The following is an 18,626-nucleotide window of genomic DNA, read 5'->3' on the forward strand; positions in this document are numbered from 1 at the left end:
CGATAAGAAAGAATGCCCTTGTTCCTACACCTTGAACTCTACGACGTTAGAGTTACTCTCGTTAATTAGCCTTCGCACAAAATCATCGACCGGCATAGGTTTATCAAAGTAGAAACCTTGTCCCACCTCACAGCCAATTTGTGCGAGTTTTTCCGCTTGTTCAAGCGTTTCAATCCCTTCAGCTACGACGAGTAGATCAAGGTTATTTGCCATTGCAACCATAGCTTGAACGAGCTGTTGGTCTTTAGAATCAGCGATAATGTCCCTGACAAAAGACTGATCTATCTTGATGCCATCGACAGTAAATCGGCGTAGGTAGCTAAGCGATGAATAACCAGTACCAAAGTCGTCAAGCCAAACTTCGATGCCACTCGCACGGATGGCCTTTAACGTCCTTTCTGCCTCATCTTCATCTTGTAACAGCAAGCTCTCAGTAATTTCCATACGAATGGTGTGCGGTGGCACATGGTATTTCTCCATGTAAAACGCGAACATCTCTACTAAATTCTGACGATAGAGCTGTTTGGATGAAATATTGATCGAAACATGGAAGTCGTGTGAGAAATAGGGCATCCATTGCTGAATTTGAAAGCACAAGCGTTCAATTAGCCACTGACCTAGAGGCAGAATCATAGCGGTTTCTTCGGCAATAGGAATAAAATCACCAGGAGGAACGATACCAAGGGTTGGATGACGCCATCTCACTAAGGACTCAGCACCCATAACCCGTCCTGTTTTAAGACACACAAGAGGCTGGAACCATAATTCAAACTGTTGCAAATCCGCGAGTGAGCGGCGTAGCTCCCTTTCAATATTGGCGCGATGTACAACAGACTTGAACATCTTGGGTGTGAATACTTTATGTGTGTTTTTGCCATCAGCTTTTGCGCGGTACATGGCAATATCTGCATTCTTGATTAGGTCTTCAGCTGTCTTTCCATTCCTTGGGTAGCGAGCGATGCCGATACTACCACCCACAACAAGCTCTTCATTTTCCATCAGAATTGGGGATCGTACCGCTAAGAAAATCTTCTTAACAACAGCGTCGACATCTTCTGTTGTTTTTAGATGTGGAATCAGCATTAGGAATTCATCCCCGCCGATGCGGGAAATCATGGTTAACGGATGATCATTGGTAATTTCTCGTGCACAGCGGGTGAGTTTCTCTGCAATGCGCATAAGCAGGAAATCGCCACTGTCATGGCCATAGTTATCATTGACGACCTTAAACTCATCAAGGTCGAGGAAGAGTACGCTAAATGACGTTGCTGGATACGACTTGATAGTCCCTTGCAAATGCTGAATGAAACGCGTGCGGTTGGGTAAATCCGTGAGTGCATCGTGATAAGCTAAGTGAGAAATCTTTTGCGTACGATGCTCAAGTTTGGTCGCCATCGATTGCACAGCGAGGGTCAAATTGCCGATTTCGTCTTGTCGCTCCTCGCTATTCATCGTCTGAGCAAGTTTGAAATCACCGCGCCCGATAGACTCGGCTTGCTTGGTAAGCTGAACAAGTGGGCGGCTCCATCTTCTCGATATTATAGCGGCCATTAATCCAGATAGTGACAGAAGCAGAACCGCTGCAGCCAACACTCCGACATATAGCGCATCTTGAGATCGCTTATTTGTCGCTTCAATAAGCGTAGCCATGGCAGATATTTCGTTATCCACCTTGTCTAGAGACATTTCTAGGTAAATCCCACCGATAGTTTCATCGGCAGCTCGAATAGGGCGAATAACGACTAGGCTTGATTCCATAAACATATGAATCGGTTTGCCATTCGTTATAACTTGCTTTACATCAACAGCGAAGTTAACAGGCCTTCCTAGTTGCTCTAAAGAAGAGTCTCCATCATGAAAGACGTTGCCTTTCTTGTCGAAAATAATCAGGTGCTCAATTTCTTCCATCTGAAGCAAAGGCTCGATTAGGTAACCTGCTTCTTCAAGGTTATACATGTAAAGTGGGTCGAACATAGCCTCAGCAAGGTATGTTGACATTTGAGTTGCACGCTTACTTAGTTCGGTTCTAAATGTCTTACTGTTTTGAACGGTGAGTTCTTGCAACAGCCTTTCAGAGTGGTTTGACGATAGCCAAAGGTGCACTGCAGCACTGGTCAACGTCATGACTACGGCTAGCGCAAAGGTCACTAGCATATACTGCCCTTGTAGTCTTAAGTTTAACTTCATCTTATAACCAACCTAATTTAACCATAACTGTTCTATTTGAACTCGGGATTGGTTGTAGTCTGCTAAAGACTGTAACCGCTCTTTCGACAAACGATCAAACTTTGTGGTTTTTTGAAATTTATAAAGCGCAGCTTTTCCTTCCTCTGATTTGTTGGCATTCACCAGGGTCTCGATGATTGCAGAGCGTACATTTGCGTCTAAATCACCTCGAAGTAAAATAACGCTACGGGGGACAAATTCAGTGCGATGAATAATTTCCATTCCTGGCTTAATATGAGGTGGCATATCCTCTGAATCTTCCCAGTTCGTGTTGGCAAACGCGCCAACATCGGCTTGAGAGTGGGCGACCCATGTTGAAAGCGAAATTTCGTCTGCTCTACGCAAAACATCTGAAGCCAGTACTATATTAACTTTATCCGCTGTTGGTGCTTTGGGAAGTGAAAAATGAGGGGTTACTTCTAGTTTATGCTTCAGTAAGCTCTGAACCGGCAAGTAGAATCCAGACGTGGAGCTTCTATCTTCTAGGACTAGGATTTTTCCATAGAGATCATCAAGAGACTGGATACCGCTATCTTTTCTCGCAAAAAATACGGTCTGATACTCTGGTTGACCTTTTTTCCATCGGCGCAGAACAATGTCTCCCTGGTAATCTTCTTGAAGTTTTAGAGCAGCAAAAAGTGTCTCCGATACCATATCGATTTCGCCGTTTTCCAACCATTGACCAAGCTCAAAGATAGAGTCGGTGACTTTTACGCGACCGCTGGTATAACCATAGTCAGTGAGCCCTTGGCTCACATATTTTGCAAGTGGGGATGAGAAAACGATATGTTTACGTGCTTTGTTGCTCAAGACGCCGATAGTAAAGGTTTGGTTCTTGGCATCATGATTTGAGGGTGCAGCAAAACCTTGACTGCTTAAAGTAAGCGTCATGGTTAGAATAAGGCAAAAGATATACTTCATACGCGCAGTATCCGCTTTATGTAATCTTATTAAGGGTATATTAGGTGATAGCTCTCGACATTCGAGCTTAATCACACATCACGATTGAAAATTTTGACGCAGAGAATGGCTGTAGATCGTGTAGTAAGTGCTTATTATTGTTATCTATATGTAGTACTAGCATTGGCGTTGTTGATAGTTTAGTCGTTGTTATAATGAGAAATGTTAACATAAACATTTCGCGCGTGAATGTAAGTGGCGAGAAAAATTTTTCATATTCATCGACTTGAGCCCATTTATTGACGATCTGCATGCCCACTCAAACCACAATCAATTAAACTCTTTGGCAATCACGCCGATACAGAGGTGCGTCAAAAAAGAAAGCAGGTAAATGAGTTTGAAGAAAATAGCAATGGCACTTGGGGCGTTGACGGTACTGCTTAGTATAGGTGCTGCTGTCGCCTATTACTTGGGTTACTTTGATCAAGATGAACCCGTAGCGAAAAACGAAGCACGTCAAGAAACGGTTGCCGATAGTGTCGTTGAGCCAACAACGATTGAAGAGCCCACTCCTGCACCAGCTCCTTTACCGACTCATTATTACGTTTCACGAGCTTCGGAAACCGTCTACACCCAGCCAGAAACCAACTCTGTGCCCGATGGTATTGCCTATTATGGTGAGCGTTTAAGTGTCATGGAAAGACGCGGTGACTGGATACGTATAGCGCCAATTTACCAGTTAGAAGAGGGCGCTGAAGAAGTATCGCAATGGGTTGATTCAACGTCACTCTCTACTAAGCAAGTTAAGCTAGAGGGGAAAGTTTGGCTAGATGTACTCAAAGATTACATCGAAAACAGTGACAACTATATGAGCTATCAAGAAGCCTTTCTCGATGCGAGTACTAAGCTTATTCGACAACGTCGATGTCGCCTTGCTGACTTTGAGGAAGTTGGTGGTTGGATAAAATCAATCAATCACCAGGATAGTGTGTACTTCACCTACTGCGGCGGAATAGAAACCGAACACAAGATCTACTTGAATGTGGCAAGTGGTGAAGTGTTCTAACCTGGGAGTTACCAAGGAGATTGATCTCGTTCTTTCTCTGCGGCTCTAGCCATGTCTCTTACGCACTGTTTTAGACGTTTTATCGCCGTGAGATCACCGTGCTCGATGTGCTCAATGGGCGCATAGCCATTGAAAACGGTTGAGTTGTTTCTGACGTTGATGAAATTATTGATAAAGTGAGAGCTTTCGAATGCGGTTCGTAATAGACCGTCGATTTCTACGATGAGGTGGACGCGCTCAAACGTAGAGGGTCCAATAGGTACAGTAGCCGGCGTCACTTTTAGTCGCGCGTGCTGTTCTTTTGATAGCTCTAAGATAGCTTCTGTTTGTTCATTCGACGCGCCCCAGCCGTCCAACACACCGAGTGCGTACTTGACCAAGGTAAGTCTTTCATTCTTTGACAGTTCCATTGCCAACTCCATTCCACCACTGTTTTTTTGAATATAGTTGCTTAGCTTTGTTACCTCAAGATGACTGCTAATTTACCAACCTATGTTTTAGCTTTTTTTATTTGTCTTTGAAGAAGTATGGGAACATAATTCAGATCTTCAACTAATATTGGTTTTTCCTTTTGAGTCAGTTCCGTTTGTCGTTTTTCCTATCTTTGATTGTCGCGTTTTTCGCGCCAATGGGAATTGCTGCGTCTGATATAAAGGATACTAGGCTTGATACAGCGGGAACCACGTGGCAATCGTCGTCATATAATCATTTCCTAGCCATATCGCATGAACCTTCATCTCGGCTTGCAAACAAGCTAAACCAGCGCCAGTCAAAACCGAATAAACCAACTCGACCAACCTCGAACTCTTTTGGTGAGCATGATGCTCAAGGTATTCTGTCATCTTGGCGATGGATTGGTGGCGGCCATGAATCTCGAGAGCAAGAAACACCGCACTACACACAAGTTGCTGACTTTGGTGCCCCTTGCTACTTAGAGCAATTCGCTGTCAATGGGACGACTCGACTACTCACACCTTTTTATTTCCGTTATGCATCGTCGCAGCACCGACTTAGTGGCTGGAAAGACGGAAATACCCTCTACGTCTACTTAAACTCACTCTACGCATAATCTCCATTATCTGAATAAAACGTTCATGCTCGCGCACAATTTGTCGTGGGAGCTTTGAGCTTGGTTCTATTTTATTTTCAGTTTCTAGAGGCTGAGGAAACATTATGCGTACAAAAAAACAATCTAGAGCAGTGCTAAACCATTATTCCACTTGGAAGTATCTGGTTTTAATCGTTACTTGTGTCATGTTGGCACTGAGTGCCATGCCTTCATGGTTTGGCGAGAAACCTGCTATTGAAATCAAATTGAGTCAAACCAACGAGCACTTAAATAGCCCATTTAAACTTAGCTCGCTACTTGAAGGGCAGGGTGTAGACTCTAAGTCTATTAAGCTTGAAAACAATGTGGCTCAACTCGTCTTTGACAATGAAGTTGACCAAACCAAGGCTCGAAACGTGCTAGGCGAGTGGGTCGGCAAAGACGATACCATGTCTTATTCCTATACCTCTGTGGCGCCTCAGTGGTTGCAGTCGATGGGCTTTACGCCAATAAAGCTTGGTCTTGACTTGCGTGGAGGGGTGCAATTCTTACTCAATGTCGATGTTGATCAGGCAGTTTCAGAGCAGCGTGATGCTGTTATTGATGAAATTAAAACTGAACTTCGTAAAGAACGAGTTTTTGGTGTCACTGTTAGAGCCGACCAGCACACGGGCATTCTCGTTACATCTAACGAAAAAGAGAGTGAGATTGCCGTTCGTAAATTCATCAATGCAAATTACCCTGAATGGCAGGCAAAAGGCGAGGGTGACGCGCTTTCCATTTCAATGCGAGCGCAGTCGTACACAGAATTTGAAACGTTGACCATGCAGCAAAACCTTAAAATCATGCGTCAGCGCATTGAAGAGCTGGGCATTACCGAGGCATTGGTGCAGCGTCAAGGCAGTACTGGTATCCGAATTGAACTGCCGGGTGTTCAAGATCCATCGTTGGCCAAACGCGTCATTGGTGCGACGGCAAGCCTTGCGTTTCATGAAGTGAGCACATCATCAAATCCTATCTCAACACTAAAAATCAAAGATGACCAAGGAAAATTGGTTACGCTTGTGAAGAAGCCTGTGCTGACCGGTGAACACATCGTCAATGCTCGCGTTGGTTTTGACCAAATGCATCGCCCTGAAGTGGATATTTCTCTCGACCATGCTGGTGGTAAGAAGATGAGCGATTTCTCGGCGACTCATATTGGTAAACCGATGGTGACAGTGTATCGAGAATATGGTGTTAATGCGCGCGGCGAAACTGAGCGTAATGAGAAAGTCATTAGTGTCGCAACGATACAATCTCAGTTAGGAAGCCAGTTCCGAATTACAGGCTCTGGTGATCTCGAAGAGGCGCAGCAGTTGGCATTGTTGCTGCGAGCAGGTTCATTAACCGCACCTGTCACGATTGTAGAAGAACGCACTATTGGCGCCTCTCTAGGTGCTGAGAACATTCAAAATGGCTTTGCTGCACTAGCGCTCGGTTTAGGTCTTACTCTCACGTTTATGGCGCTTTGGTATCGCCGTTTAGGTTGGGTTGCTAACGTCGCGTTAATACTAAACATGTCATGTCTATTAGGACTGATAGCTCTTGTGCCAGGGGCGGTATTGACGCTACCTGGCATTGCCGGTTTGGTACTAACAGTGGGCATGGCTGTGGATACCAACGTGCTCATCTTTGAACGCATCCGAGATAAGGTTGCTGAAGGCAGAAGTTTTGCACAGGCCATTGATCAAGGATTCAATTCGGCAGTTGCCACTATTCTTGATGCCAACATCACGACCATGATCACAGCCGTGATTCTCTATGCCATTGGTAATGGCCCTATTCAGGGTTTTGCACTAACACTCGGGCTTGGTCTGCTAACCAGTATGTTTACAGGGATCTTTGCATCCCGCGCAATCATTAACTTAATTTGGGGGCGCGACACTCGTCGTGAGGTGAGGGTTTAAGCATGAAAGATTTCTTTAAGACTAATATTCGACGTATTCGTTATTTAACCAACGTGTTATCAATTGCATTAGTGGTGCTGTCTATCGCGGCCGTTGCTATGCGAGGGCTGAACTTTGGCCTAGATTTTACTGGCGGTGTTGTTTCGGAAGTACAACTTTCTAGCGCGACTACACAAAGTGAACTGCGAGATACATTAACGCCAGTGCTAGGTGAGGGCATCTCTGTAACTAAGTCTGGAGAAGAGGGGCGTTGGACGATTCGCTATGCGGCAGATCAAGGTGCGGAGAAGCACAACGCATTTAAACAAGCTCTAGCCGATGCCTATCCAAGCTCAACCATCGTAAGTGACAGCATAGTAGGAGCACAGGTGGGCCAAGAGCTTTATGACCAAGGTGGTCTAGCGTTACTGGTATGTTTGCTCTGTATTTTAGGTTATCTAAGCTTTCGGTTTGAATGGCGTTTGGCAAGTGGTGCACTGGCCGCGTTACTTCATGATGTCGTGCTGGTTTTGGGCTTTTTTGCCTTAACGCAAATGGAGTTCAACCTAACCGTGTTTGCGGCGATATTAGCGATTTTGGGTTACTCCCTAAATGACTCGATCATTATTGCGGACCGCATTCGTGAGATTCTAAAACTCAAGCCAAACGAGAGAACGGCTGATGTCAGTGACCAAGCTGTCATTGCGACATTCGCGAGAACCATGGTGACTTCGGGTACGACATTGATAACGGTCGGAGCGCTTTGGTTACTAGGCGGTGATGCATTGCAAGGGTTTGCAACGGCAATGTTTATCGGTATCTTCTCAGGTACTTGGTCATCCATTTCGATGGGTACAGTGATCCCTGAGTGGTTGCACTTAGAAGGAAAACACTATCTTCCAGTCGAGATAGACACCGCCCCTTAACGCTCAATTAGCCAATACCTCAATTAGAGGTATTGGCTTTCATCGACTTCATCGATTTGCTCTTCAGATAGAAATCGCTCCGCATACTTAAGATAGATTTTATTGCGTATAAACAACCGGAATACCTCTATATCCACGTGCTCATCTAGCGCCATTTTATGAAGAATGTTCAATGACTGGCTTATCGTCTTCGCTTTCTTGTATGGTCGATCTCCAGCGGTTAATGCTTCAAATATATCGGCGACAGCGAGAATGCGCTCAGGGATAGAGAGTTCCTCTCCTTTAAGCTTTCTTGGATAACCGGTGCCTTTCATTGTCTCGTGGTGCGTAGTAGCAATACGAGGGACATTTTGAAGGTAGTCTGGGAAAGGAATGCTATCTAGCATCTTTATCCCAGTAATCATATGTTCATTGATCTTGTAACGCTCTTCAGGTGTGAGCGTACCCCGAGAAATCGACAAGTTGTGCAGCTCGCCCAGATTATATTGATGCTCGGGTACATCGACTTTAATTCCTAGTTCAGGTGGGAATGTCACCTCAGCTGTGCGTTTGATGACATGCTGGACTTTGTCACTGAGCAATGTTTCAGTGGTTGGCAATGTAGGTCGCTCTTTAGGCATGCGGAGCTCTTCAACTGGGGATAACCCTAATCGGTCATCAAAGTGCCTTACCCAAGTCTGGCCACCAATGTCATTTAGTTTTTGTTTGTCTTCATCACTTAAGAACTCGCCGCCGACGTTGGTTTTTGCGACAAAATCAAATTGAGTCATGAGCTCTTTTTTACGAACGTCGAGTTGAGCCATGAGTGGCCCAATGCTCTCGGGTTCATTAAGCTGCCGCTTTAACACCTCGATTTCTGCGTCACGCCACAGTACTTCAAAACGCATTCGGACCTCATTAATCCGATTGTAATTAGTCTCTAGCTTGGTGCCTTTATCAACCACGTACTCGGGTGTTGTGATTTTTCCGCAGTCGTGAAGCCAAGCGGCGATTCTGAACTCTCGGCGCTGATCTTCATTTTCAAATCGGAACGCTCTGAACGCCTTAGATTTATCCTGTTCAGCTGCTTGAACCAACATGAGAGCGAGTTCTGGCACGCGCAAACAGTGCGCTCCTGTATAAGGAGACTTATCATCGATGGTTTTCGCGACCAATTGGATAACTGACTCAATAAACTCATCTTGAGAACGCTGGAACTGCTCGAGCGACTGAGCCATATCGTAGATAGAGGTGGACAGGTCATTTAGCTCGGAGATAGAGTTTTTATGGACGGCAACTTTGTTGTATTGCCTGTGTTTTATCTTTTTAGTCTCGATAACGAGGCGCTTGATAGGTGTGGAGAGCGGCGTACTCGCAAACCATGCTATCGGGAGCACGATGATCAGTGTGCCTAATATCCACATAACGTTGACGGCAACGTAGCGATAAGCCTTTTCAAGGATATTCTGTGTCGGGATAGAGATAATTAAATATTCATTTGGTTCACTGCTTACTTTATCAAGATAAATGAAGTGTGGGATACCCTCTATAGTGGCTTGACTAATGGTGCCAAAGTACTTTGGCTGTGAGAGTTTATCGAGGATAGTTTGGTTTGCGAAGTGACCGTAGCTCTCGCTGGGCGTCTCGAACCATTTAGCTTTAAGCCGTGCGACGACTCCGGTTTCCTCTAAGTGTGTTAGGCTCTTATTGATGAGGGCAACGTAGGGTTCCAGGTCTTTTTTTGCTAGATAGGTAAAGCGATTGGGCAATAGGCGATGTGGCTCTAAAATCTGTAGTGATATACCTTGGTGTTTGATGCGTTCTACTTTAGTTTGCAACACTTCGGCGATATCCAATACAGCAGAGATACGCTGCGAGGTGAGATCTTTGAATGCCTCTTCGTAGGAATCATAGTAATAAATGGTGAGGTCTGGATAAGCCTCTTGTATGGCGTCCATGATGCTCCAACCAGCAATTGCACCGATATATCTTTCCCCAAGATTATCTAAGCTCGATATTTTTGCTTCATCGGAGCGTGTAGCGAGTCCGTAATTAACAGTGTAGAGGGTGTCTCCCTCCAACTGCTCGTTTGCGAGGTCACTCCCCTCTGCCACAGACTGCAAAATGTCTACTTTTCCTAGTCGGTAGTCTTCTACGAGCTCCTCCCAAGTTCTGCCATTCACAAACTGAAACTGAAGTCCTGTTGCATCAGAGATGAGAGTAAAGAGAGCGGCGGTTAAACCGTATGGTTCACCCGCTATCGTAAAGTCTAAGGGCTCCCAGTCCGATTGATTAGAAAGTTGGAGGGGAGGGGAATCAACAATCAGCGTAATCTCTTCATCCGTGAGTGGCATTGCTGTAACTTGTGGCAAACCACGGCTTTTTGAGTCGTAGGTGCTAGCTGCGATCATTTTACCATTTGATTCAACGACATAAATGTTCGATTCTTGAAGCAGGTCGATTTGTTCTAAACTGTTTTCAAACCGTCCACCAAGTGACGCCAAAGAGATATCGACACCAATCACTGCATCGCGGTCAGGGAGCCTGATGGAATACGTTTGTCCCGGCACACGCAGATTGTGAAATAGGTAAGGTGCTGTTTTATGTACAGTATTTGCGTTGCTCTGAGCTTGCGAATACCAGTTACGTTGAGTGGGATAATAGTGACTGATTTCTACCGTTTCACGGCTCACAGTCAAATCACTTAGGAAATATCTTGTCCTTTTTAACCGCTCACCATCGACAGTGACATGAGCGACAACCATCCAAGTTTCATCGTCGAGTAAGGACAGTTGCTTCGCGATATACTCTGGTTTCACATTGAAGAGTTGTAGAAAATCATCATTGTCGTAGCCAATATAGATGCTATGAAGAAACTCGTTACCTACAAATGCCGCCCCGAACAAGTCAATAAGCTCGGCCGGTGTCTTTCCTTTTGGGGTCGAGTTGAGCAAATAACTCAGTTGATATGCCGCTTGTTGGCCCACTCTATCGAACTGTTCAAGTCGACTGGAAACCACAGAAGAGACAAGTTGATAGGTTTCCAGAGTACTCTCAATCTCACGCTCTTTGGTTAATGAGTAAATAACAGCAGCAGATATCAAAGCCATTATCGTAATTGCTAATGTGATTAAAAGCGCGACGACACGTCGAATTGACAACTTCTGTAATGATCGTTTTTTTGTATCCATAGGTAGGGACTTCGTCCTATAGCAGCAAGCAAAATCTGACGCTCATTTATTCGTTAATTTATTGAGCTTATTGAATTTTAACTATAGACGAGAAACTTTACGTTAGAGAAAAAAAAGGCCTCGCAACGCTGCGAGGCCTCCCAGTTATCAGAAATAACTTACACTTCTTTATCTTTACCTAGTGATAGTAGCCAAAGTGATACCGCTGCTACACCGGCAAAACCAGACAGGATAATGACAGGCATAGCTGCGTAGCCAAGAACGTGCCAAATAACCGACTCTAGTGTACTCATTTAGTGCTCCTTTATTGCCAGCCTTCCACGCCTTCCATATCAGGTAGGCGGTGTGCGATACCTTTGTGGCAGTCTACACAAGTTTTCTCACCCGATGCTAGGGCAGTTGAGTGTTGTTGAACGCTTCGTGGTCCCTGCTCAGAGAAGTCCATAAAGTCGAACTCATGGCAGTTTCGGCATTCCAATGAATCGTTAGCTTTCAATCGAGCCCATTCGCGTTCTGCTAGGTGTCCACGACGAGCTTGGAACTTCTCTTCTGTACCGATAGTGTCGAGTACATAGTGAGCGAATAGTTCTTTCGATGCTTGAACCTTACGAATGATTTTATCCGTCCAATTATGTGGAACGTGACAATCAGAACAGATAGCACGAACACCTGAACGGTTTGACCAGTGAATGGTTTCCTGGATTTCCGCTACGATCGGAGCATGACAGCCCGAGCAAAACTCCTCGGTGTTGGTCATTTCCATACCCGTGTTAAACGCACCCCAAAACAAAAGTCCTCCAGAGAAGCCTAGGAACAGGACAACACCTGCCGCGACTTTACTTGGTGACTTAAGACGTTTCCAAAACGCTTTTAGAATTTTCATAGATAGCCTCTCTCTACTTCAATTGGCTATTCAGTACGCAATGAATCAACGCGCTCGAAGTCGTTGCCAACCAATGGTTGAGCGTCAACTTGAGGTACGTGGCACTGAAGACAGAAGTAGCGACGAGGGGACATATCAGCCAACACAGCATCTTCACGGTTCATGTAGTGAGTCACACTGATTTTGGTTGCACCTGCTTCTTTCGCATTTTTCCAGCTATGGCATGCCAAGCACTTGTTCGCGTTAAGCGATACTTCATAGTTACGAATTTGGTGAGGGATCAGTGGAGGCTGATACACATATGAACTCTCTACCAGTTGGTCTTTAGGTGTGTGTTTGAAGTCATCCGCAGGACGAGTATCTTCAAGGTTAGTACTACCACGAAGTGAATCTAGACCACCAGTTCCACCCGGGTTATTCAATTCTGCTTGTGCTACGCCGGCGATAAGTGCACCAACAGAGAGAATAGCAACAATCAATTTTTTCATTTTTGTTTCTCCGCCTTTAGGCTAATTCTTCGATGGCTGCTCCCACTGGAGCAGCCGTTTTGCTCATTCGTTCTCTGTTAAGCCAATTTCGTGATCTTAACAGGACACTTCTTGAAGTCTGTCTGTTTGGACAGAGGATCAGTCGCATCAAGAATCAATTTGTTGATTAGGATACGAGCATCGAAGAATGGTACGAATACTAAACCTTTAGGTGGACGGTTACGACCGCGTGTCTCAACACGTACGCGTACTTCACCGCGTTTGTTTGCCATGAGTATTTCTTCACCGCGACGTACACCACGAGCCTTGGCATCTTCTGGGTGCATGTAACATACCGCATCAGGGACAGCTTTATACAGCTCAGGAACACGACGAGTCATGGTGCCTGTATGCCAGTGCTCAAGGACACGGCCTGTACATAGCCACAAGTCAAACTCTTCGTCTGGCACTTCTGGTGGCGCTTCGTACGGTGCTGAAATAATCAAAGCTTTGCCGTCTGGCTTACCGTAGAAGTCCCAACCTGAACCTGCTTTCGCATATGGATCTGAGCCTTCTTTGTAGCGCCAAAGCGTCTCTTTACCATCAACAACTGGCCAACGTAGACCACGCACTTGGTGGTAAACGTCGTATGGTGCTAAGTCATGACCATGACCGCGACCAAACGCTGCGTACTCTTCGAAAAGACCTTTTTGAACGTAATAACCGAAGTGATGTGCGTCATCGTTCAACTCACGAGCTTCTTCGATAGGGTACTTGTCGACTTGACCGTTCTTAAACAGCATGTCGTACATTGTTTTGCCACGGTATTCTGGTGCTTTCGCTAGAAGCTCTTCTGGCCAAACGTCTTCCATCTTGAAGCGCTTAGAGAACTCCATAACTTGCCATAAGTCAGACTTCGCTTCGCCCACGGTTTCAACTTGTTGATACCAAGCTTGAGTACGACGCTCAGCGTTGCCGTAAGCCCCTTCTTTTTCGATCCACATAGCGGTCGGAAGGACAAGGTCAGCGGCTTGTGCTGTTGCAGTTGGGTATGGGTCTGAAACGACGATAAAGTTCTCTGGGTTACGGTAGCCAGGTAGACGCTCTTCGTTGATGTTTGGACCAGCCTGCATGTTGTTATTACATTGTACCCAGTAGCAGTTTAGAACGCCGTCTTTCAACATGCGGTCTTGAAGTACTGCGTGGAAACCAGGTTTTGGTGGAATCGTACCTTCTGGCAGTTTCCATTCTTTCTCAGCAATCGCACGGTGTTTAGGGTTTGCAACCACCATGTCCGCAGGTAGACGGTGAGCAAAAGTACCTACCTCACGAGCAGTACCACATGCTGATGGCTGACCTGTCAATGAGAATGGACTGTTACCCGGAGTTGCAATCTTACCGGTCAGTAGGTGGATGTTGTAAACCAAGCCGTTCATCCATACACCACGAGTATGTTGGTTCATACCCATAGTCCATAGCGACATCACTTTGGTGTTTGGATCTGCGTACTGTTTAGCAAGCTCAATCAGTTTTTCTTGCTCTACGCCTGAGATTTCAGATGCTTTTTCAACTGTGTAAGGAGCAACTGACTTCTTGTACTCTTCGAACGAAATATCGCTCATGTTGCCAGAGTTAGGGTTCGCCGCGGCTTTTTGCAGAGGATCTTCATCGCGCAGACCATAACCGATGTCGGTATCAGCTTGCTTGAAGTTCGTGTGCTTGTTCACGAAGTCCCAGTTAACCGCATCGTTTTGAATGATGTAGTTAGCAATAAAGTTTGCGATCGCAAGGTCAGACTGTGGATTAAAGATGTAGCCATGGTCCGCAAGCTCAAATGAACGGTGGTAGTACGTAGATAGAACGTTAACGCGAACATGAGGGTGGCTTAGACGACGGTCAGTAATACGAGTCCATAATACTGGGTGCATCTCTGCCATGTTAGAACCCCAAAGCACGAATGCATCAGCGTTCTCGAAGTCATCGTAACAACCCATAGGCTCATCGATACCAAAGGCACGCATGAAACCCACTACCGCAGACGCCATACAGTGACGTGCGTTCGGGTCAATGTTGTTTGAACGGAAGCCCGCTTTCATCATTTTCGCAGCAGCGTAGCCTTCCATAACGGTCCACTGGCCAGAGCCAAACATACCGATACTTGTTGGTCCTTTAGCTTTGAGAGATGCTTTCCATTTCTCCGCCATGATGTCGAACGCTTCGTCCCAAGAGATAGGCGTGAATTCACCATCTTTGTCAAACTTACCATCTTTCATGCGAAGAAGAGGCTGAGTTAGACGGTCGTTACCGTACATAACTTTAGACAGGAAGTAACCCTTGATACAGTTTAGACCTTTGTTTACTGGTGCTTCTGGGTCACCCTGGGTCGCAACAACTTTACCGTTTTGCGTCCCTACTAGTACAGAACAGCCTGTACCACAGAAACGACAAGGTGCTTTATCCCAGGTAATTTTTGTTTGGTCGGAGCTAGCAATCAGGTTGGTCGCTGATGCAGGAAGGGTAATACCCGCTACAGCTGCCGCTGATGCCGCTGCGTTCGCTTTTACGAACGCACGTCTTGTCATTTTCATACTTCACCCTCTAATTGGGAATGGTTACTTCCAGTGTTGTTTTCATCGTCGTCTAACCCGGACTCGATTTGGTGAAAAACCAAAGCACAGGTGAGGACATTAGGTAAGTTGTTGATAGCGTCGATAGTGTCAGTGACGAAACCTTGGTTCTCGGTTTCAAGGACGACAACAATCTTGCCTTCCTCACTGTCCCCATAAATTTCCGCGTTATCGAATTTCTCGATTTCGCTTTTCACTTCCGCAAGGTGTTCAGCCTTGCAGTTAACTACCAAACTTGAGATATGCACTTCGTTTAGTGACATTAAACGGTCTTCTCTTTGTTATTTTTAATTCTGATTTTAAATATTGCTCACTGAGATAGAGGAAGTAGGGCAAGTAGAGACACATGCTCCACATCCATTGCAGTCCGCTAGCTCCAATTGAGGTAGCGCAACACCACCCGCGCGCAGCTTGAAGGTAATCGCCATCGTTTCACAACTATCACCACAGCTTCGGCATTCAACATTGTTGTTTGCCAAGCAGGTGTCGGAGATTCCGGCTTTTGCGCTCCATGGTTCGGTGTCAGCACTATTAAATATAGGCTCTGGGCAGATTTCTGCACACTTGTAACAAAACGTACATTCGTCAATTGTGAAGTCGACCGAGGGGTATCCGCCATCCCCTTTTTGAATAATTCTCGTTTCGCAAACTTCTTCACATTTGCCGCAACGAGTACATAAGTCTGTAAACTGTTGTAAATTGTTAACCCAAGGGAGTTTGACTTGCGATGTGTCTATTTTTTTTCTCGTAAAAAAGCGACGCTTTGCGATATCTACCATTCATCACACCGATAAAAAAATGCGTTACTGAGAGTTTAGCGCATCTTTTCTGTTAACAATCCTTAATTTATAGTCATATAAATTGTAGTTTTGGACACATTTGTATAAATACCTCCAAGGAGGTAATTAAGGTGCAGCCTTGTTTTGGATCAATAAATTACCGACAATAGAGAAGGATAGTGTAATCACCAAATTAAAGGTTGAAGTTGGACAAGTCTGAAACCTTGACGAGATGAATGGATCATGAGAAAACCGACTAAATCTGTTACGGGAACAATAGCTAAAGCTATGATTTTCATACTTTTGCTATCTGTATTGACCACCAATTTCGCCATTTTGACACTTGCGTCCAGCTTAAATGACGCCGAAGCGGTTAATGTTTCGGGCTCCATGCGTATGCAGAGCTATCGTTTAGCACACGATATGCAGGCTAATTCGCCACTCTATTTTCTTCATGTAGAGCAGTTTGAGCGCTCGCTTTACTCGCCTTCGATGAAAGCGTTGCAGTCTTGGGATGTCCCGGAAGAAATCACCAATGATTATTACCAACTCATTATTCGTTGGCACGAACTTAAGGAAGTGCTAATTAGCGAAGATCGCGAGCAATATCTAATTTTGGTCGCGGATTTTGTAGACCGAATCGACCATTTTGTTCTTAAACTCCAAGAACATTCAGAAAATAAACTCATTCGATTAGCTTGGGCTGGTGGTCTTGGGTTAGGTGGAATCCTAATCGTGGCCGTTTATGTGGTGCTTTTCGTTCGCAAACAAATTGTTAGGCCGTTAGGACAGCTTATTTCTGCAAGTGAACAGATTCAAAATCGATCGTTTGACGTAAAGGTGGATGTTAACTCAGATAATGAGCTTGGGATCTTAGGCAAAGCCTTCAAGAATATGGCTGACGACCTCGGTAAGCTCTATCGAGGGCTAGAAGGAGCAGTGAATGAAAAAACGCATAAACTCCAACACGCGAATCAGTCCCTTCAAGTACTCTATCAATCATCACAAGAGCTGACTGCGACACGAATCTCACATGAAAACTTTAGAGCCATACTCAGCTACATCCATAGTGTTGAAGGAATTACCGCTGTTGAGCTTCAAGTAACGGAAGTTGAAGGTTCGCCTTGGGTTGCAAGTGAAGGGAAGTTCAATGGTCATTCTGAGCGCATAAAGCCTCTTCAGCTCGACGGCGAAGTTCTGGGAGAGTTGAGGTATCAAATTGGATTACCCTGTCCGGATGAGAAGCTGATTGATAACTTTGTTCAGATCCTGTCTCGAGCGGTCTACTACAATAAAACCCAACGTCAAACCGAGCAGTTAATTTTGATGGAAGAGAGGGCGACGATCGCTCGTGAACTTCACGATTCTCTCGCACAATCACTGTCTTATTTGAAGATACAGGTTACACTACTCAATCGCTCGCTTAATAAGGAAATAGACACTCTTGAGGGAAGCCGTTCTCAAAGCGTGCTGGACGATATTCGCGAAGGCTTAGATAATGCGTATATTCAGCTTCGTGAGTTATTAACCACGTTCAGGTTGTCTATTAAGGAAGGAACATTCGGGGAGGCACTCACTGAGATGCTGAACCAACTCGACGGGCAAACGAACGCTACAATAAAATTGGACAATCAAATGTCGTCCCTTGAGTTAGGGGCTAACGAACAAGTCCATATTCTACAATTGATCCGAGAAGCTGTGCTTAATGCGATTAAGCACGCAAAAGCTTCCTTTATACAAGTTTCCTGCATTGAGGAAGACAACGCTGTTGTAAATGTTAAAATTAGTGATGATGGCGTAGGGTTTGACCAAACTATTGAAAAGTTAGACCACTATGGCATGAGTATTATGAAAGAACGTGCCACACGATTGAATGCTGAGTTCTCAATTACCTCAGCGGAGAATCAAGGTTGCGAAGTGCAATTCACGTTCCAAAGAACTAAGGAGCCACTAAGTGAGCGAATGTAAAGTCATGTTAGTCGATGACCATCCTTTAATGAGGCGTGGTATAGGACAGTTACTCAGCTTTGAAGACGATTTCGAGATCGTGGCGGAAGCGAGTAATGGGTCAGACGCCGTAGCATTGGCAAAAGAAACCGAGCCAGATTTGGTGCTTCTTGACCTCAACATGAAAGGAATGTCTGGTTTAGACACGCTTAAAGCGCTTCGAGAGGATGATTTCCAAGGTCACATAGTGATTCTAACCGTATCTGATATCCCTGCTGATATCGATGCACTTGTTAAGGCTGGTGCGGACGGTTATCTGCTCAAAGACACGGAGCCTGATGAAATCGTCGATTTGCTTCTCGGACTTTCCTCGGGTAACAAGGCGTTCAGCGGAGCGATTAAAACGTACCTGCACGAAAGAGCCAACGCGACAGATGTGTTCACCACACTCACTGAACGTGAGATGCAGATCTTACAAGAAGTAGCGAAAGGCTTTCGAAACAAGCAAATTGCCGACCGACTGTTTATCTCTGAATCGACAGTTAAAGTGCACATGAAGAGCTTGTTAAGAAAGCTGCAAGTGCCTTCGCGTACCGCTGCAACGATCCTTTACTTAGAACGATTCGGTGAAATAAAGTAGTAAATAGAACTAGATAGAA

16 protein-coding genes are annotated in these 18,626 nt (G+C 45.2%); 6 read left to right on the top strand and 10 right to left on the bottom strand.

Annotated features, from left to right (window positions below; all coding sequences use genetic code 11):
• Window positions 1-24: 24 nt before the first annotated feature.
• Together AC6I8U_RS23870 and AC6I8U_RS23875 are read right to left on the bottom strand one after the other, a co-directional pair.
• Window positions 25-2,187: a bifunctional diguanylate cyclase/phosphodiesterase gene (locus AC6I8U_RS23870; RefSeq protein WP_498018795.1), complete on the bottom strand. Its 2,163-nt coding sequence runs from the start codon at window positions 2,185-2,187 to the stop codon at window positions 25-27.
• 12 nt (window positions 2,188-2,199) lie between these two features.
• The gene (locus AC6I8U_RS23875; RefSeq protein ID WP_498018796.1) at window positions 2,200-3,222 is read right to left on the bottom strand and encodes a phosphate/phosphite/phosphonate ABC transporter substrate-binding protein; all 1,023 of its coding nucleotides are present in this window, start codon (window positions 3,220-3,222) and stop codon (window positions 2,200-2,202) included.
• Between the two features lie 295 nt (window positions 3,223-3,517).
• Here AC6I8U_RS23875 and AC6I8U_RS23880 point away from each other — a divergent pair, with 295 nt between their 5' ends.
• The gene (locus tag AC6I8U_RS23880; RefSeq protein ID WP_498018797.1) at window positions 3,518-4,192 is read left to right on the top strand and encodes a hypothetical protein; all 675 of its coding nucleotides are present in this window, start codon (window positions 3,518-3,520) and stop codon (window positions 4,190-4,192) included.
• Window positions 4,193-4,200: 8 nt separating this feature from the next.
• On the opposite strand, the gene AC6I8U_RS23885 is transcribed toward AC6I8U_RS23880, so the two are convergent.
• Window positions 4,201-4,602, bottom strand: a complete 402-nt coding sequence (locus AC6I8U_RS23885) for a hypothetical protein (RefSeq protein WP_394150346.1) — start codon at window positions 4,600-4,602, stop codon at window positions 4,201-4,203.
• A 161-nt stretch (window positions 4,603-4,763) separates the two neighbouring features.
• Here AC6I8U_RS23885 and AC6I8U_RS23890 point away from each other — a divergent pair, with 161 nt between their 5' ends.
• The 3 genes from AC6I8U_RS23890 to secF all read left to right on the top strand — a co-directional run bounded on the left by AC6I8U_RS23890 (window position 4,764) and on the right by secF (window position 8,094).
• The gene (locus AC6I8U_RS23890) at window positions 4,764-5,261 is read left to right on the top strand and encodes a hypothetical protein (protein ID WP_498018798.1); all 498 of its coding nucleotides are present in this window, start codon (window positions 4,764-4,766) and stop codon (window positions 5,259-5,261) included.
• A gap of 101 nt (window positions 5,262-5,362) precedes the next feature.
• Window positions 5,363-7,189: a protein translocase subunit SecD gene (gene secD / locus AC6I8U_RS23895; RefSeq protein WP_498019645.1), complete on the top strand. Its 1,827-nt coding sequence runs from the start codon at window positions 5,363-5,365 to the stop codon at window positions 7,187-7,189.
• Between the two features lie 2 nt (window positions 7,190-7,191).
• Window positions 7,192-8,094, top strand: coding sequence for a protein translocase subunit SecF (secF, locus tag AC6I8U_RS23900; protein ID WP_394150350.1), 903 nt, complete (start codon window positions 7,192-7,194; stop codon window positions 8,092-8,094).
• 23 nt (window positions 8,095-8,117) lie between these two features.
• Here secF and AC6I8U_RS23905 read toward each other — a convergent pair whose 3' ends face one another.
• From AC6I8U_RS23905 to napF, 7 genes are all read right to left on the bottom strand, one after another.
• A complete protein-coding gene (locus tag AC6I8U_RS23905; protein ID WP_498018799.1) occupies window positions 8,118-11,183 on the bottom strand; it encodes an HD domain-containing phosphohydrolase in 3,066 nt (1,021 codons plus the stop codon).
• Window positions 11,184-11,422: 239 nt separating this feature from the next.
• Window positions 11,423-11,557 carry a TIGR02808 family protein gene (locus AC6I8U_RS23910; protein ID WP_081935794.1) on the bottom strand — a complete coding sequence of 45 codons (135 nt, stop codon included), beginning with the start codon at window positions 11,555-11,557 and terminating at the stop codon, window positions 11,423-11,425.
• A gap of 11 nt (window positions 11,558-11,568) precedes the next feature.
• Window positions 11,569-12,147: a NapC/NirT family cytochrome c gene (locus AC6I8U_RS23915; RefSeq protein ID WP_394150353.1), complete on the bottom strand. Its 579-nt coding sequence runs from the start codon at window positions 12,145-12,147 to the stop codon at window positions 11,569-11,571.
• Window positions 12,148-12,173: 26 nt separating this feature from the next.
• Complete coding sequence (locus AC6I8U_RS23920; protein ID WP_042495465.1) at window positions 12,174-12,635, bottom strand: nitrate reductase cytochrome c-type subunit; 462 nt, start codon at window positions 12,633-12,635, stop codon at window positions 12,174-12,176.
• Window positions 12,636-12,712: 77 nt separating this feature from the next.
• Window positions 12,713-15,202 (bottom strand): periplasmic nitrate reductase subunit alpha, encoded by a 2,490-nt coding sequence (gene napA, locus AC6I8U_RS23925; protein ID WP_498018800.1) that lies wholly within the window; start codon window positions 15,200-15,202, stop codon window positions 12,713-12,715.
• A complete protein-coding gene (locus AC6I8U_RS23930; RefSeq protein WP_042471229.1) occupies window positions 15,199-15,504 on the bottom strand; it encodes a chaperone NapD in 306 nt (101 codons plus the stop codon). The genes napA and AC6I8U_RS23930 overlap by 4 nt, the downstream gene beginning before the upstream one ends.
• A 36-nt stretch (window positions 15,505-15,540) precedes the next feature.
• Window positions 15,541-16,020: a ferredoxin-type protein NapF gene (gene napF / locus AC6I8U_RS23935; RefSeq protein ID WP_498018801.1), complete on the bottom strand. Its 480-nt coding sequence runs from the start codon at window positions 16,018-16,020 to the stop codon at window positions 15,541-15,543.
• 240 nt (window positions 16,021-16,260) lie between these two features.
• On the opposite strand from napF, the gene narQ reads away from it, so the two are divergent.
• Window positions 16,261-17,988 carry a nitrate/nitrite two-component system sensor histidine kinase NarQ gene (gene narQ, locus AC6I8U_RS23940; protein WP_498019646.1) on the top strand — a complete coding sequence of 576 codons (1,728 nt, stop codon included), beginning with the start codon at window positions 16,261-16,263 and terminating at the stop codon, window positions 17,986-17,988.
• Complete coding sequence (locus AC6I8U_RS23945) at window positions 17,975-18,607, top strand: response regulator (RefSeq protein ID WP_128650294.1); 633 nt, start codon at window positions 17,975-17,977, stop codon at window positions 18,605-18,607. Before narQ ends, AC6I8U_RS23945 begins: the two co-directional genes overlap by 14 nt.
• Window positions 18,608-18,626: the final 19 nt, after the last annotated feature.

Source organism: Vibrio sp. KUL80 (assembly GCF_059725495.1).

Coding starts and splice junctions, on each gene's coding strand:
- napF (WP_498018801.1), bottom strand. CDS start 16,020: ATGGTAGATATCGCAAAGCGTCGCTTTTTTACGAGAAAAAAAATAGAC.
- secF (WP_394150350.1), top strand. CDS start 7,192: ATGAAAGATTTCTTTAAGACTAATATTCGACGTATTCGTTATTTAACC.
- AC6I8U_RS23870 (WP_498018795.1), bottom strand. CDS start 2,187: ATGAAGTTAAACTTAAGACTACAAGGGCAGTATATGCTAGTGACCTTT.
- AC6I8U_RS23885 (WP_394150346.1), bottom strand. CDS start 4,602: ATGGAACTGTCAAAGAATGAAAGACTTACCTTGGTCAAGTACGCACTC.
- AC6I8U_RS23910 (WP_081935794.1), bottom strand. CDS start 11,557: ATGAGTACACTAGAGTCGGTTATTTGGCACGTTCTTGGCTACGCAGCT.
- AC6I8U_RS23930 (WP_042471229.1), bottom strand. CDS start 15,504: ATGTCACTAAACGAAGTGCATATCTCAAGTTTGGTAGTTAACTGCAAG.
- AC6I8U_RS23880 (WP_498018797.1), top strand. CDS start 3,518: ATGAGTTTGAAGAAAATAGCAATGGCACTTGGGGCGTTGACGGTACTG.
- AC6I8U_RS23915 (WP_394150353.1), bottom strand. CDS start 12,147: ATGAAAATTCTAAAAGCGTTTTGGAAACGTCTTAAGTCACCAAGTAAA.
- napA (WP_498018800.1), bottom strand. CDS start 15,202: ATGAAAATGACAAGACGTGCGTTCGTAAAAGCGAACGCAGCGGCATCA.
- AC6I8U_RS23920 (WP_042495465.1), bottom strand. CDS start 12,635: ATGAAAAAATTGATTGTTGCTATTCTCTCTGTTGGTGCACTTATCGCC.
- AC6I8U_RS23905 (WP_498018799.1), bottom strand. CDS start 11,183: ATGGCTTTGATATCTGCTGCTGTTATTTACTCATTAACCAAAGAGCGT.